The sequence below is a fragment of the Nocardioides sp. BGA-UO-ETr-FS32 genome (assembly GCF_059567905.1).
On sequence record NZ_JCAQOX010000014.1, the window covers coordinates 434,590 to 447,526 of the forward strand.

Here is a 12,937-nt window from a genome sequence, read left to right on the forward strand (position 1 = left end):
TCGCCGTGTCTCGCCTCTTCTTCCGCCGTAGCGCCGTGGCCGCCTCGGCCCTCGCGCTCGCGCTGACGACAGCCGCCTGCACGGGCGACGCGGAGCCCGAGCAGGGCCCGACGCCGTCGCCGAGCGCGTCCGGCAAGCCGTCCGAGAAGCCGCGCAAGGTCACGTTCGGCGCCTACGGCAGCGAGGAGGAGGTCGCGGCCTTCCAGAGCGTCGTCGACTCGTTCAACGCCTCCTCCACCACCCGCCAGGTCACCCTCCAGTCGTGGCCCGACCACGAGTCCGCCCTCGCCGACGTCCTGGCCGGCAACGCCCCGGACGCCTTCCTCACCTCGCGGATCGACCTCGACCAGCTGGTGGAGGCCGAGGCCCTCCGGCCCGTCAGCCTGCTGCTCGACGAGCGGGGCGTCGACTTCGGCGACCGCTTCTCCCGCGACGCCGTCGACGCGTTCGCGATGGACGACGAGCTGCAGTGCATGGCCTACTCGGTGTCCCCGATGGTCATCTACTACAACACCGACCTCGTCGACTTCGACAAGATGGAGCGCCGCGAGCTCGACGTCCCCACCGCCAACGACGAGGGCGTGCGGGAGCGCTGGACCCTCGCCGAGTTCGCCGCCGCCGCGGAGTTCGCGTCGCGGCGCGGCGACCGCCGCGGGGTCTGGATCGACCCGACGCTGCAGGGTCTCGCGCCGTTCATCTACTCCGGCGGCGGTCAGGTCTTCGACGACGACGAGGCGCCCACGTCCCTCGCCTTCAGCGACGACTCGACCCGTGAGGCACTCAACGAGACCCTCGCCATCCTGCGCAACGCCGCGCTGACGCCGACCAACGCCCAGCTCGCGCGGGCGACGCCGGTCCAGCTCTTCAAGCGGGGCGAGCTCGCCATGGTGGCCGGCTTCCGCAACCTCGTGCCGGAGATGCGCGAGGTCGAGGACCTCGACTTCGACGTGCTGCCGATGCCCGTCATCGAGGACCGCGCCACGGTCGGCGACATCAGCGGACTCTGCCTGTCCTCGGACTCCGAGGTGACCGGTGACGCCGCGGACTTCATCGCGTACGCCGTGTCCGACGCCGCCATCGCCACCGTCGCCTCGACGGGTTACATCGTCCCGGCGAACACCTCCGTCGCCGCGTCCGACGACTTCCTCGCCCCCGACGAGGAGCCCGCCAACGCCGCGGCCTTCAACGCGAGCATCCGCTACATGGTCGTGCCGCCCTTCATCGACCAGCGCGACGAGCTGGTCGAGGCGGTCACGCCGCTGCTGGAGCGCCTCGTCACGGCGCCCGGCGTCCTCGACCTCGAGGAGACCACCGAGCAGATCGACCAGACCTCACGGACGATCCTCGCGCCGGAGGACGAGGAGACCGAGTCGCCCACCGAGGAGCCGAGCGAGTCACCCTCGGAGTAGGGCTTCGCTGCGTGGGGCCGGCCGCGCTCGGCGCCCCAACTTGCCAACTGGCGGGTTGGCGCGCCAACTGGCGGGTTGGCGACTTGGGTCGGCTGGCATGACCGATCCCGGTCCCCAACTTGCCAACCGGTGAGTTGGCGAGTTGGGTGGCGATTGCGGACCGTTTCGGACCCCCAACTCGCCAACTGACGAGTTGGCGGACCAACTGGTGAGTTGGCGACTTGGGTGGCAGCGCCAGCCCAGCCGGGCCAGCAGCTACTCGCGCTCGGCCCCGAGGATGGCGCCGACCAGCGCGCCGGTGACCAGCTCGCACTGCCAGGGCCGGGCGCCGTACGAGGCGAGCTGGGCGCGTACGGCCTCCGCCAGCTCGGCCGGCTCGCGGGTCGCGGGGGGCGCCCACATCAGGCGCCGCAGGAAGTCGGGGGTGAGCAGGTTCTCGACCGGGAGCTGGTGCTCCTCGGCGAGGTTGAGCATCGACTCCCGGGCGGACTTGAAGCGGCGGTCGGCGACGGGGTCGCGGTCGGCCCAGGTGCGCGGGTGCGGGGGGCCGTCCCCGCGCGGGGCGCGGGTGGGCAGCTCGTCCTCGTCCATCTCGCGCACCCGCTGGAGGGCCTCGACCCACGTCGAGGCGTAGCGGCTGGCCCCGCGGCCGTGGAAGCCCTGGGTGGACAGCAGGGCGCGGCGGTCGGTGGGCATCACGGTGGCCGCGACGACGATCGCGGAGTCGGGCAGGATCCGTCCCGGCGTGACGTCACGCTCCGCGGCGATGGCGTCGCGCGCCTCCCACAGCGCCTTCGCGGCGCCGAGCGCGCGGCGGCCGCGCAGCCGGTGCACGCCCGACGTACGCCGCCACGCGTCGACGCGCACGGCGGGCTCGAAGCCCAGCAGGTTGTCGAACTCCTGGCGCGCCCACTCGGCCTTCCCGGCCTTCTCGAGCTCGGTGACCATGTGCTCGCGCAGCTCGAGGAGGACCTCGACGTCGAGCGCGGCGTACTCGAGCCACGACTCGGGCAACGGCCGGGTCGACCAGTCGGCGGCGGAGTGCTCTTTGCGCATCCGCTGCCCCAGGACGGTCTCGACCAGGGTGGCGAGCCCGACGCGGGGGTAGCCGAGGAGGCGCCCGGCGAGCTCGGTGTCGAAGAGGCTGGTCGGGGTGAGGCCGACGTCGCGCAGGCACGGCAGGTCCTGCGTGGCAGCGTGCAGGATCCACTCGGAGCCGTCGAGGGCCTCCTGCAGCGGGGCGAGCGTGGTCATCCCGATGGGGTCGACCAGCCACGTGCCGGCTCCCTCGCGCCGGAGCTGGATCAGGTAGGCGCGGTTGGAGTAGCGGTAGCCCGAGGCGCGCTCGGCGTCGATCGCCACCGGTCCGCTGGCGGCCGCCAGGGCCGCGCACGCCTCGAGGAGCCCGGCGTCGGTGTCGACGACCTCGCCCAGGCCGTCGCGCAGCTCGAGCAGGGGAGCGGGCGCCGCCTCGGGCTCGGTGGTTTCGGGCTCGGCGGTCTCGTGCTCAGCGCCGGGATCGGCCTCTGTGCGGGAGGTGTCCGGAGTGTCGGGCATCGGTTCAGGTGCCGCGCTGTCCACGACGGCTCGGGATCGCGGTGACGCCCTCAGGCACCGGGGGCAGACCGACGGCCGTGCACATCAGCTCGCCCCACGCCTCGACGTGGGCGGTCATGTCGAGGCCGCCGGCCTCGTCGACGTCGGGGGTCCACGAGGCGCGGATCTCGACCTGGGCGGTGCCGGACTCGTCGGCCATCTGGCCGAAGCTCTCGGTGGTGACCCGGGTGACGGTGCCTGACGCGGCGTGGAAGCCGGCGCCGTGGGCCTCGAGCGCCTCGGTCAGCCACGACCAGCCGACGGCCGCCAGCATCGGGTCGGCGCCGAGCTCGGGGTCGATGTCGGCGCGGGCGTAGGCCACGCAGCGGAACGTGCCGTCCCAGGCGTCGTTGCCGGCCGGGTCGTGGAGCAGGATCAGCCGGCCGGTGCCGAGGTCCTCGTCGTCGACGGTGACGTCGCCGCTCAGCGCGGACGACCAGGGTGCGATGCGCTGCGGCGCGGGCATCTCCTCGCAGAGCACCTCCGGGCGCAGCGTCGCCCGACGCATCGACTCCACAGCCGCGCGGAACTCCGCGGGCCCAGCCGCGGCAGCATTGCCGGGGTGGGTCTCGTGACGGGCCACCATGGCCTCAGAGTAGGCCAGCGCCCCACCTCGCCGATGTGCCGCCACGCCGCCTGACCTGCGAAGATTCGGGCGTGACCGACGCCGTACGCACGCCCCACCCCGGACTGGCCGAGAGCCCCTTCCTCGCTGCGGCGCGCGGCGAGCGGCCCTCGCACACGCCGGTCTGGTTCATGCGACAGGCCGGGCGCTCGCTCCCGGAGTACCTCAAGGTGCGCGAGGGCATCGGGATGCTCGAGTCCTGCATGGACGCCGACCTCGTCACCGAGATCACCCTCCAGCCGGTCCGCCGCTACGGCGTCGACGCGGCGATCTTCTTCTCCGACATCGTGCTGCCGCTCAAGGCGGTCGGCGTCGACCTCGACATCAAGCCGGGCGTCGGGCCCGTCGTCGCCTCACCCGTACGCACCCTCGCGGACGTCGAGGCGATCCCCGACCTCACGCCCGAGCACGTCCCCTACATCTCCCAGGCCGTGCGCCAGCTCGTCGCCGAGCTCGGCGCCACGCCCCTCATCGGCTTCGCCGGCGCCCCGTTCACCGTCGCGTCCTACCTCGTCGAGGGCGGCCCGTCCAAGGAGCACGCGAAGACCAAGGCGATGATGTTCGGCGCCCCCGACGTGTGGGACGCGCTGATGCGCAAGATCGCCGGCATAGCGGCGGCCTACCTCCGCATCCAGGTCGAGGGCGGTGCCTCGGCCGTGCAGCTCTTCGACTCGTGGGCGGGCGCGCTGACGCCGGCCGACTACCGCGCCTCGGTGATGCCGCACTCCGAGCGGGTCCTCGCCTCCGCCGGTCAGCTCGGCGTGCCGCGGATCCACTTCGGCGTCGGGACGACCAACCTCCTCGGGCTGATGGGCGAGGCAGGCGCCGACGTGGTCGGTGTCGACTGGCGTACGCCGCTGGAGCAGGCGATCCCGCTGGTGGGCGACCGGGCCGTGCAGGGCAACCTCGACCCGACCCTGGTCTTCGCGCCCACCGACGTGATGACCGCGCGCGCGGCCGAGATCATCGAGGCGGGCCGCGCCGCCAAGGGGCACATCTTCAACCTCGGCCACGGCGTCATCCCGTCGACCGACCCCGACCAGCTCGCGGCGCTGACCGAGTTCGTGCACACGTACTGATCGCTCCCGGCGGCGTAGACGCGCGGACGGAAGTCCCGTCCGCCGGCCGGGTCGAGCGTGGGGCGAGCAGTGCCGGGGGAGGTTCTGTCCGCGCGTCTACGCGGCGGGTGGCTGGGCGGCGGCAGCACCCCGGCGGCGGCGTACGACCAGCCACACCGGCAGGCCGAGCAGCAGGGCCACCGCGGCGAAGGGCAGCAGTGCCCCCAGCACGGTCGTGAGCACCGTGACCAGCGCCCCGAGCGCCTTGGTCCCGCCCTCGAGGCCGGCGAGGAAGCCTGCGGGCTCCTCGTCCTCCGGCGCGTCCTCGACGACCTCGTGGCGCGAGATGTCGACGGTGATCGTGGACAGCGAGGTCTGGTCCGCCAGCCACGACTGCTGCGACTTCAGCGAGTCGAGCTCGGCCTGGCGGCTGGTGAGCTGCGACTCGATCCAGATGATGTCCTTGAGGTCCCGCGCATCGGCGAGCAGCATCTCGACCCGCCTGAGGCTCGCCTCCTGCGCCCGGACGCGTACGCCGGTGTCGATGACCTCGGTGGTCACGTCGTCGGAGCCGCGGTCGGACGACCTCAGCATCCCGACCTGCTCGAGGGCCGACATGGTCTCGCCGAACTCGGCGCTGGGGACCCGTACGACCAGCCGGACGTAGGCGGTGTCGCCCTCGGAGTCGGTCTCGGACGTCTCGTCGGTGACCTCGCCGCCGTTCGCGTCGACGACGCGCTGCACCTCGCGCCGGGTGGCACGCACGTCCTCGCCCGCGAGCGAGATCGTGCCGCTCGAGATCACCGAGCGCTCCATCTGCGGGGTGGTCGGCCCGTCGTCGGCGCCGGCCCGGTCGGACGCCGACCCGTCGGCGCTGCCGCCCGCCTCGGAGCCGGAGCCGGGCGAGTCGGAGTCCGAGCCCCCGCCCGAGTCCGGGCTCGTGGAGGCCGGCGCCGACTCCCCGGAGGCCGCGTCACTGCCGCTGTCGGAGCTGGAGCAGGCGGCCAGCGCGGCCGTCGTGGTGAGGGCGATGAGGAGTCCCGCGGCACGGGAGGCGGTGGAGGCTGCGGTGGAGGTCGTCATGGCCGTCCGACGCCGACCGCGCGGGCGCCGGTTCCGGCCGTGATGCAACTGTGATGCGTCAGGACTTCTTGCCGGCCGACTTCCTCGCTGCCCGCGTGGTGGTGGTGACCTTCGGCGGTGCGGCCTCCGCCGGTGCGGCCTTCGGCGGTGCGGCCTCCGCCGGTGCGGCCTTCGGCGGCGCCGCCTTGGCTGGCGCCGCCTTCTTCTTCGACGCCGTCTTCGCGCTGCTGGGCCGCGTGCCCTTCAGCCGCACCAGCAGCTGGTTGCCTGAGCCCGAGGTCTCGAGGTAGGGCTGGGCGGTCACGAGCGTGCTGAGCCGGGCACCCGGTCCGGCGAAGTTGCGGGCGTCGAACGACGGGTGGGTGCGGACCAGCTGGTTGCCCAGGGCGGGCAGGAGCGCCCAGCCCTCGTCGTCGGAGACGGCGTTGACCGCGCGGGTGAGGGCGCTCTGCAGGTTGATCGACGGGGTCTTCTCGTCCGTGGCGTCGTCGGACTCGTCCTCGGTGTCGTCGCCGTCGTCGTCACGGTCGGTCACCACCGCGAGGTCGATGAACTTGTCGCACGCGTTGCGCAGCGACTCGGGCGCCTTGTTCTCACCGAGCACGTAGACCTTCTTGCCCGACTCGCGCAGCCGGTGGGCGAGGCTGGTGAAGTCGCTGTCGCTCGTGACGAGCGCGAAGGCCTCGACGTTGCCGTCGTAGAGCAGGTCCATCGCGTCGATGACGAGGGCGAGGTCGGTGGAGTTCTTGCCCGAGGTGTAGGCGTTCTGGTGCATCGCCCGCAGGCCCAGGCTGTTGAGCTTGCGCGCCCACTGGTTGAGGTGGGGGTTGGTCCAGTCGCCGTAGACCCGCCGGATCGTCGGGTCTCCGTACTTCGCGACCTCGCTCAGCACCTCGTTGGCGTACGACGGCCTGGTGTTGTCGGCGTCGATCATCACGGCGATCCGATCGGCTGCTCCGGTGTGCTCCATGCCCGCAGCCTAGGGTGCGCCGGAGTACCGCGGCCCCCTCTGGCAGGGTGGTGGCGTGACGCGTGACGCAGTGGTCGTGGGCGGCGGGATCGCCGGACTGGTCGCGGCCCGGGGGCTCGCCGCGGCGGGTCGCGACGTGCTGCTGCTCGAGGGGTCGCCGCAGGTCGGCGGCAAGCTGCGCACCGCCGAGGTCGCCGGGCTGACCGTCGACGTCGGGGCCGAGGCGATGCTCGCGCGTCGCCCCGAGGGGCTGGCGCTGGCCACCGAGATCGGGGCCGAGGTGGTCCACCCGACCGCCGCCACGTCCGCCGTCTGGTCGCGCGGCGCGCTGGGCACGATGCCGCGCTCGCTGATGGGAGTGCCCTTCGACCTCGACCAGCTCGCCGCCAGCGGGGTGCTCAGCCCCGAGGGCCTGGCCCGCGCGAGCCACGAGCTCGACTCGCCCGTCGGCGACGACGTCTCGGTCGGCGACCTGGTGGCGGCGCGGCTCGGCGACGAGCTCGTGGACCGTTTGGTCGAGCCGCTGCTCGGAGGCGTGTACGCCGGGCACGCCCGCCGCATCTCGGCCGCGGCGGCCGTGCCGCAGCTGCTCGCCATGGCCCGGCGCGGGAGCCTGCTCGAGCAGGCCGCGGCTGTCCCGGCGTCGACCACGCCCGTCTTCGCCGCCCTTCCCGGCGGCATGGGCCGGCTGCCCGGACTCGTCGTCGACGGCGGCGGCTTCGAGGTGCGGACCTCGGCGACCGTGCGTGCACTGCGGCGTACGCCCGGCGGGTGGGCGCTGACGGTCGGCCCGACCACCCACCCCGAGACCGTCGAGGCCGACGCTGTCGTGCTGGCCACGCCCGCCTCGCCGGCCGCGCGGCTGCTGGCGGAGGTGCTCCCCGAAGCGGCCGCCGAGCTGGCGGCGATCGAGACCGCGAGCGTCGCCGTCGTGACGCTCGCCTTCCGCGTGCAGGACCTCCCCGACACGCTCTTCGACCGCTCCGGCTTCCTCGTGCCGCCGGTCGAGCAGCGCAGCATCAAGGCCTCGACCTTCTCCTTCGCCAAGTGGGCCTGGGTGCGCGACCTCGACCCCGACGTCGTCGTGCTGCGCACGTCGCTGGGCCGCCACGGCGAGGCGACGACGCTGCAGGCCGCCGACGACGTGCTGGTCCGCGTCTCGCTCGCCGATCTCGCCGCGATGGCCGGCATCACGGCCCGGCCGCTCGACACCCACGTGCAGCGCTGGGGCGGCGGGCTGCCGCAGTACGCCGTCGGCCATCTCGACCGCGTCGCCCGGATCCGCGCCGCGGTCGCGGCACAGCCCGGGCTCGCGGTGTGCGGGGCGGCGTACGACGGGGTCGGCATCCCCGCAGTGATCGGGTCGGCCCGGCAGGCCGTGGCCTCGGTCACACGGGCAGAATGAACCCATGAACACCCCACGACGTTCTTCTCCCCCGCTTCGCTCCTCCGAACAACGCCGCAGGGACCCCGCATGAGCGAGACGGACCAGACGCAGGAGCAGACCAACGCCGCCCGCACGCGGGAGCTCAACGACACCATCCGCTACACGATGTGGTCGGTCTTCAAGCTGCGCGACGTCATCGGTGACGCCGACCGGGCCGCCGAGGCCACCGACGTCGAGGCGCTCTTCGAGGTGCTGGCCGAGCAGGACGTGAAGGTTCGCGGGCTCTACGACGTCAGCGGCCTGCGCGCCGACGCCGACCTCATGGTGTGGTGGCACGCCACCGACTCCCAGCAGCTCCAGGGCGCCTACAACGCGTTCCGCCGCACGTCGTTCGGCCGGCGCCTCGAGCCGGTCTGGTCGCAGATGGCGCTGCACCGTCCTGCGGAGTTCAACAAGTCGCACATCCCGGCCTTCCTCGCCGACGAGGAGCCGCGGGCGCACGTGTGCGTCTACCCGTTCGTGCGGTCCTACGAGTGGTACCTCCTCGACGACGCCGAGCGCCGCCGGATGCTCGCCCAGCACGGCCAGCAGGCCCGCGGCTACGCCGACGTACGCGCCAACACGGTCGCGTCGTTCGCCCTCGGCGACTACGAGTGGCTGCTCGCCTTCGAGGCCGACGAGCTGCACCGCATCGTCGACCTGATGCGCGACCTGCGTGCCTCCGACGCGCGTCGTCACGTACGCGAGGAGGTGCCGTTCTACACCGGCGCCCGCGTCACGCCCGCAGAGCTGCTCGACCGCCTGCCCTGACGGTGGAACGGCCCGGCACGCAGTAGCGTCGGAGCATCATGAGGATCTTCGCTGCTGCCGCCGTGCTGACAGTCCTGGGCGCCGCCACCGCCTGCTCCACCGAGGCCGAGATGAAGGCCGTGGACCCCTCCGGGGCCGGTGACTCGGCCGCCGCCGCGCCCTCCGGCGAGGCGCCGGCACCCGTGCCGGACGGCGAGGTCCGTACGCAGGGGCTGGTGATGGTGCTCGACGACGGGGACGGCCCCGAGATGTGCCTCGCCGGGGTGGCCGAGTCCTACCCGCCCCAGTGCGGCGGGCCCGCGCTGGCCGACTTCGCCTGGGGCGACGTCGGGTTCGAGGAGGCGTCGGGCGTGCGGTGGGGCCAGTACGCCCTCACCGGCACCTTCGACGGCACCACCTTCACCGTCGCCGACGCGATCCCGGCCGCGCTCTACGACGTCATGGCCGAGCCGGAGCAGGACCCGCTCGGGGCCGCCTGCGACGACGCCACCACCACCGACACCTCCAGGGCGACCCCGGAGGACATGGACGCCACGCTGGCCGCGGCCTCCGCGCTGCCGACGTACGCCACGGTGTGGCTGACCGGCAACACGATCAACGTCGCCGTCACCGAGGACGCCGAGGGCGCCGAGGCCGAGCTGCGCAAGACCTGGGGCGGGATGCTGTGCGTGACCACGGTCGAGCGCACCGAGGCCGACCTCAACACGATCAACCAGGAGCTGCAGGCAGCGCTCGGCGACCAGCTGCTGACCAGCGGGTCGTTCGCTCCCGACTCCCTCGACGCGCAGGTCGTCTTCGACGACGGCTCGATCCAGGACTGGGCCGACGAGACCTACGGCGACGGGCTGGTGACGATCAGCTCGGCGCTGGTCCCCACCGCCTGATCACTTCTTCTCGTTGAGCGTGATGCTGATCGAGTTGATGCAGTAGCGGTCGCCGGTCGGCGTGCCGAAACCGTCGGGGAAGACGTGGCCGAGGTGCGAGCCGCACTTCGCGCAGCGGACCTCGACGCGCTTCATGCCGTGGGAGTTGTCCTCGATGTACTCCACGGTGTCGGTCACCGGCTGGTAGAAGCTCGGCCAGCCGCAGCCGGAGTGGAACTTGGTGTCGCTGGTGAACAGCTCCGACCCGCAGGCCTTGCACGAGTAGGTGCCTTCGGTCTCGGTGTCGGTGTACTCGCCGGTGAACGCGCGCTCGGTGCCGGCCTGCCGGAGCACGGCGTACTCCTCGGGGGTGAGCTCCTCGCGCCACTGCTCGTCGGTCTTCTGCACGTCATAGGCCATGGCGCCAGTTTACGAGGCCGCCGAAGGTCACGATCCGGCGACGTCGCTCGTCAGCGCGGTCGGCGTGGGGCACCGTGTCGCCATGAGGGGGACGTGGCTGGTGGTCGTCGGGCTGACGCTCGTGTCGGGCTGCGGCGAGCGGTCGTCGGATCCGGCGGCGGGGGCGGCAGCCCAGGCGTACGACGGCCCGGTCGTGCTGCCGACGGCGGTGCCGGCCGCCAGCGGGTCCGTGGTCTCGAGCCGGCCGGTGACGGTCACCGACGACGGCTCGGGTGCCCGTCTGTGCTTCAGCGACGTCACCTGGGGAGGGGGCATCTCCACGCCCCTGGTGTGCGACGACGCGGCGGTGACGGGGTGGGACTGGGACCGGCACGGGGGCGAGTTCACCGAGCAGGAGGGTGTCCGGATGGGCACCTACCGCCTGGTCGGCACGTTCGACGGCTCGACCTTCACCGTCGAGGAGGCGACCCAGCCGGAGCCGGAGCCCCACGTCTTCGACTTCGAGATCCCGTGCCCCACTCCCGAGGGCGGGTGGCAGGTGACGGACGGCTCGCGGGTCTCCCGGGACGACCATCTCCGGGCGACGTCCGTGGCGCAGGGCCTCGACGACTTCGCGACAGCCGCGGTCAGCACCTCGGACGGCGAGCCCGGCCCGCGCGACCCCGCCGACACGGTGGTCTCGGTCTTCGTCGCAGGCGACCCGGCGGTGGCAGAGGCGGCGATCCGGCAGGTGTGGAGCGGGATGCTCTGCGTGGTCCGGGTGGAGCGCACCGAGAAGGAGCTGCTCGCCCTCCAGCAGGCGACGCTCGACCTGCCCGGGTTCGTCGAGAGCGGCGCCGGGAGCCCGAGCAACGCGCTCGAGCTCACGGTCTTCCACGACGACGGCCGCATCCAGCAGTGGGTGGACGACCAGCACGGCGAGGGCGTCGTGGTCGTCGACTCCGTCCTGCGGCCTGTCGGCTCACCCGGCTAGGGTCGGGCCATGGCGAAGGCGTCGGAGGAGTACGTCCGGGCGGGGGAGCGCGAGGTCAGGATCTCCTCGCCGGAGCGGGTCATCTACGAGGCGACCGACAGCACGCCGGCGGTCACCAAGCTGATGGTCGCGGAGTACTTCACGAGCGTCGAGGAGGGCCTGATGCGGGCCCTGCGCGACCGCCCGACGGCGCTCGAGCGGTGGACCTCGGGAGTCCGCGAGGGGATGAAGCTCGCGACCGGGCCCCAGGACCGCAACGCCGACGCGTTCTACCAGAAGCGCGTGCCCAAGGGCGCTCCCGACTACCTCGAGTCGGTGCAGATCACCTTCCCGTCGGGGCGTACGGCCGACGAGATCTGCCCCACCGAGATCGCGGTGCCGGTGTGGTGCGCGCAGATGGGGACGCTGACCTTCCACCCGTGGCCGGTGCGGCGTACGGACGTCGACCACCCCGATGAGCTGCGGATCGACCTCGACCCGCAGCCGGGCACGACCTTCGCCGACGCCGTACGGGTCGCGGGGGTCGCGCGCGAGCTCCTGGCGGACCTCGGCATGACCGGCTTCGCCAAGACGTCGGGCAACCGCGGCATCCACGTCTACGTCCGGATCGAGCCGCGGTGGGACTTCGCCGAGGTGCGGCACGCCGCGATCGCGTTCGGTCGCGAGCTGGAGAAGCGCGACGACGGCGTGACGACGGCATGGTGGAAGGAGGAGCGCGGGGAGCGGATCTTCGTCGACTTCAACCAGAACACCCGCGACCGGACGATCGCCTCGGCCTACTCGCTGCGCCCGATCGCCGGGGCGCCCGTCTCGACCCCGCTGGCGTGGGACGAGCTCGCCGGGCTCACCGACCCCCACGACCTCAACCTGTTCTCGGTGCCGTCGCGGCTCGCGGTCGACGGCGACCCGTGGGCGACGATCGACGACGTGCACCACTCGCTCCAGCCGCTGCTCGACCTGTGGGAGGAGCACCCGGTCGAGCTCAACTACCCGCCCGACCACCCCAAGATGCCCGGCGAGCCGCCGCGCGTGCAGCCGTCCAAGAAGGTCGAGTCGCACTGGGACGCCGAGGGGAACCGGATCGAGGGCACGTGAGCGAGGACCAGCGTGTCTCCCGCAACAGCGGCGAGCCGCCGAAGTCCGGGCCGGCCGGCGCGCAGCGGTGGGCCGACTACCTCGACTGGGTGCGCGGCGACCTCGCTGCCACGGCGCTGTCGCTGCCCCACGACGACCAGCGCACGTCGCGGCTGCCCTCGGGGTGGACGCCGCTGGAGCTGCTCAGCCACGTGCTGCACATGGAGCAACGATGGTTCGTCTGGGGGTTCCTCGGCGAGCGGGTCGCCGAGCCGTGGGGCGACTGGAGCGAGGGCGACCCCGGACCCCCGTCGCGGTGGCACGTGGTCGACGGCGTGACCGCCGAGGCGCTGGCGACCCGGCTCGAGGACGTCGCCGCCCGGACCCGGGGCGTCCTCCGCGACCACCCTCTGGACGCGACCGCCGCCACGGGCGGCCGCTTCGCCGAGGACCCGCCGACGCTGGAGTGGATCTGCTTCCACGTCCTGGCCGAGTACGCCCGGCACGCCGGGCACCTCGACGTGGTGGCAGAGCTCGCCGACTGACGCCCCCGGAGCGGTGGCCCAGCCACATTTCGAGGTGCCGGAATGTGGCTCACGCACCGCCACCCGGCGTGGCGTGCAGGACTCGCCGGGGAAGCGGTGCCGCAGCGACATTCCGAGGTGACGG

The 12,937-nt window shown here is 72.9% G+C and carries 13 protein-coding genes; 8 read left to right on the forward strand and 5 right to left on the reverse strand.

Annotation, left to right across the window (positions count from 1 at the left end; all coding sequences use genetic code 11):
• Positions 1-5 precede the first annotated feature (5 nt).
• A complete protein-coding gene (locus AC57BS_RS11950) occupies positions 6-1,409 on the forward strand; it encodes an extracellular solute-binding protein (RefSeq protein ID WP_496411664.1) in 1,404 nt (467 codons plus the stop codon).
• Between the two features lie 255 nt (positions 1,410-1,664).
• On the opposite strand, the gene AC57BS_RS11955 is transcribed toward AC57BS_RS11950, so the two are convergent.
• Positions 1,665-2,966 carry an HRDC domain-containing protein gene (locus tag AC57BS_RS11955; RefSeq protein ID WP_496411665.1) on the reverse strand — a complete coding sequence of 434 codons (1,302 nt, stop codon included), beginning with the start codon at positions 2,964-2,966 and terminating at the stop codon, positions 1,665-1,667.
• 4 nt (positions 2,967-2,970) lie between these two features.
• Complete coding sequence (locus AC57BS_RS11960; protein ID WP_496411666.1) at positions 2,971-3,591, reverse strand: DUF3000 domain-containing protein; 621 nt, start codon at positions 3,589-3,591, stop codon at positions 2,971-2,973.
• A gap of 71 nt (positions 3,592-3,662) precedes the next feature.
• Here AC57BS_RS11960 and hemE point away from each other — a divergent pair, with 71 nt between their 5' ends.
• Positions 3,663-4,709 (forward strand): uroporphyrinogen decarboxylase, encoded by a 1,047-nt coding sequence (gene hemE / locus AC57BS_RS11965; RefSeq protein ID WP_496411667.1) that lies wholly within the window; start codon positions 3,663-3,665, stop codon positions 4,707-4,709.
• A 96-nt stretch (positions 4,710-4,805) separates the two neighbouring features.
• Here the strand turns inward: hemE and AC57BS_RS11970 are convergent, their stop codons facing one another.
• On the reverse strand, positions 4,806-5,771 hold the full coding sequence (locus AC57BS_RS11970) for a DUF4349 domain-containing protein (RefSeq protein ID WP_496411668.1): 966 nt from the start codon (positions 5,769-5,771) through the stop codon (positions 4,806-4,808).
• Positions 5,772-5,829: 58 nt separating this feature from the next.
• Positions 5,830-6,741, reverse strand: coding sequence for an NYN domain-containing protein (locus tag AC57BS_RS11975; RefSeq protein WP_496411669.1), 912 nt, complete (start codon positions 6,739-6,741; stop codon positions 5,830-5,832).
• A 55-nt stretch (positions 6,742-6,796) separates the two neighbouring features.
• Between AC57BS_RS11975 and hemG the strand changes: the two genes are divergently transcribed.
• The 3 genes from hemG (at position 6,797) to AC57BS_RS11990 (ending at position 9,822) form a co-directional block, all read left to right on the forward strand.
• The gene (gene hemG / locus AC57BS_RS11980; protein WP_496411670.1) at positions 6,797-8,146 is read left to right on the forward strand and encodes a protoporphyrinogen oxidase; all 1,350 of its coding nucleotides are present in this window, start codon (positions 6,797-6,799) and stop codon (positions 8,144-8,146) included.
• Between the two features lie 69 nt (positions 8,147-8,215).
• Entirely contained in the window at positions 8,216-8,938 is a 723-nt protein-coding gene (gene hemQ, locus AC57BS_RS11985) for a hydrogen peroxide-dependent heme synthase (protein ID WP_496411671.1), read from the forward strand.
• Between the two features lie 38 nt (positions 8,939-8,976).
• On the forward strand, positions 8,977-9,822 hold the full coding sequence (locus AC57BS_RS11990; RefSeq protein ID WP_496411672.1) for a hypothetical protein: 846 nt from the start codon (positions 8,977-8,979) through the stop codon (positions 9,820-9,822).
• On the opposite strand, the gene msrB is transcribed toward AC57BS_RS11990, so the two are convergent.
• Positions 9,823-10,221: a peptide-methionine (R)-S-oxide reductase MsrB gene (gene msrB / locus AC57BS_RS11995; protein WP_496411673.1), complete on the reverse strand. Its 399-nt coding sequence runs from the start codon at positions 10,219-10,221 to the stop codon at positions 9,823-9,825.
• Between the two features lie 82 nt (positions 10,222-10,303).
• Between msrB and AC57BS_RS12000 the strand changes: the two genes are divergently transcribed.
• From AC57BS_RS12000 to AC57BS_RS12010, 3 genes are read left to right on the forward strand one after another with little or no spacing between them, the layout of a single operon-like run.
• Positions 10,304-11,194 carry a hypothetical protein gene (locus AC57BS_RS12000; protein WP_496411674.1) on the forward strand — a complete coding sequence of 297 codons (891 nt, stop codon included), beginning with the start codon at positions 10,304-10,306 and terminating at the stop codon, positions 11,192-11,194.
• Positions 11,195-11,203: 9 nt separating this feature from the next.
• Positions 11,204-12,289 carry a DNA polymerase domain-containing protein gene (locus AC57BS_RS12005; protein ID WP_496411675.1) on the forward strand — a complete coding sequence of 362 codons (1,086 nt, stop codon included), beginning with the start codon at positions 11,204-11,206 and terminating at the stop codon, positions 12,287-12,289.
• Positions 12,286-12,813 carry a mycothiol transferase gene (locus AC57BS_RS12010; protein ID WP_496411676.1) on the forward strand — a complete coding sequence of 176 codons (528 nt, stop codon included), beginning with the start codon at positions 12,286-12,288 and terminating at the stop codon, positions 12,811-12,813. The genes AC57BS_RS12005 and AC57BS_RS12010 overlap by 4 nt, the downstream gene beginning before the upstream one ends.
• Positions 12,814-12,937 lie beyond the last annotated feature (124 nt).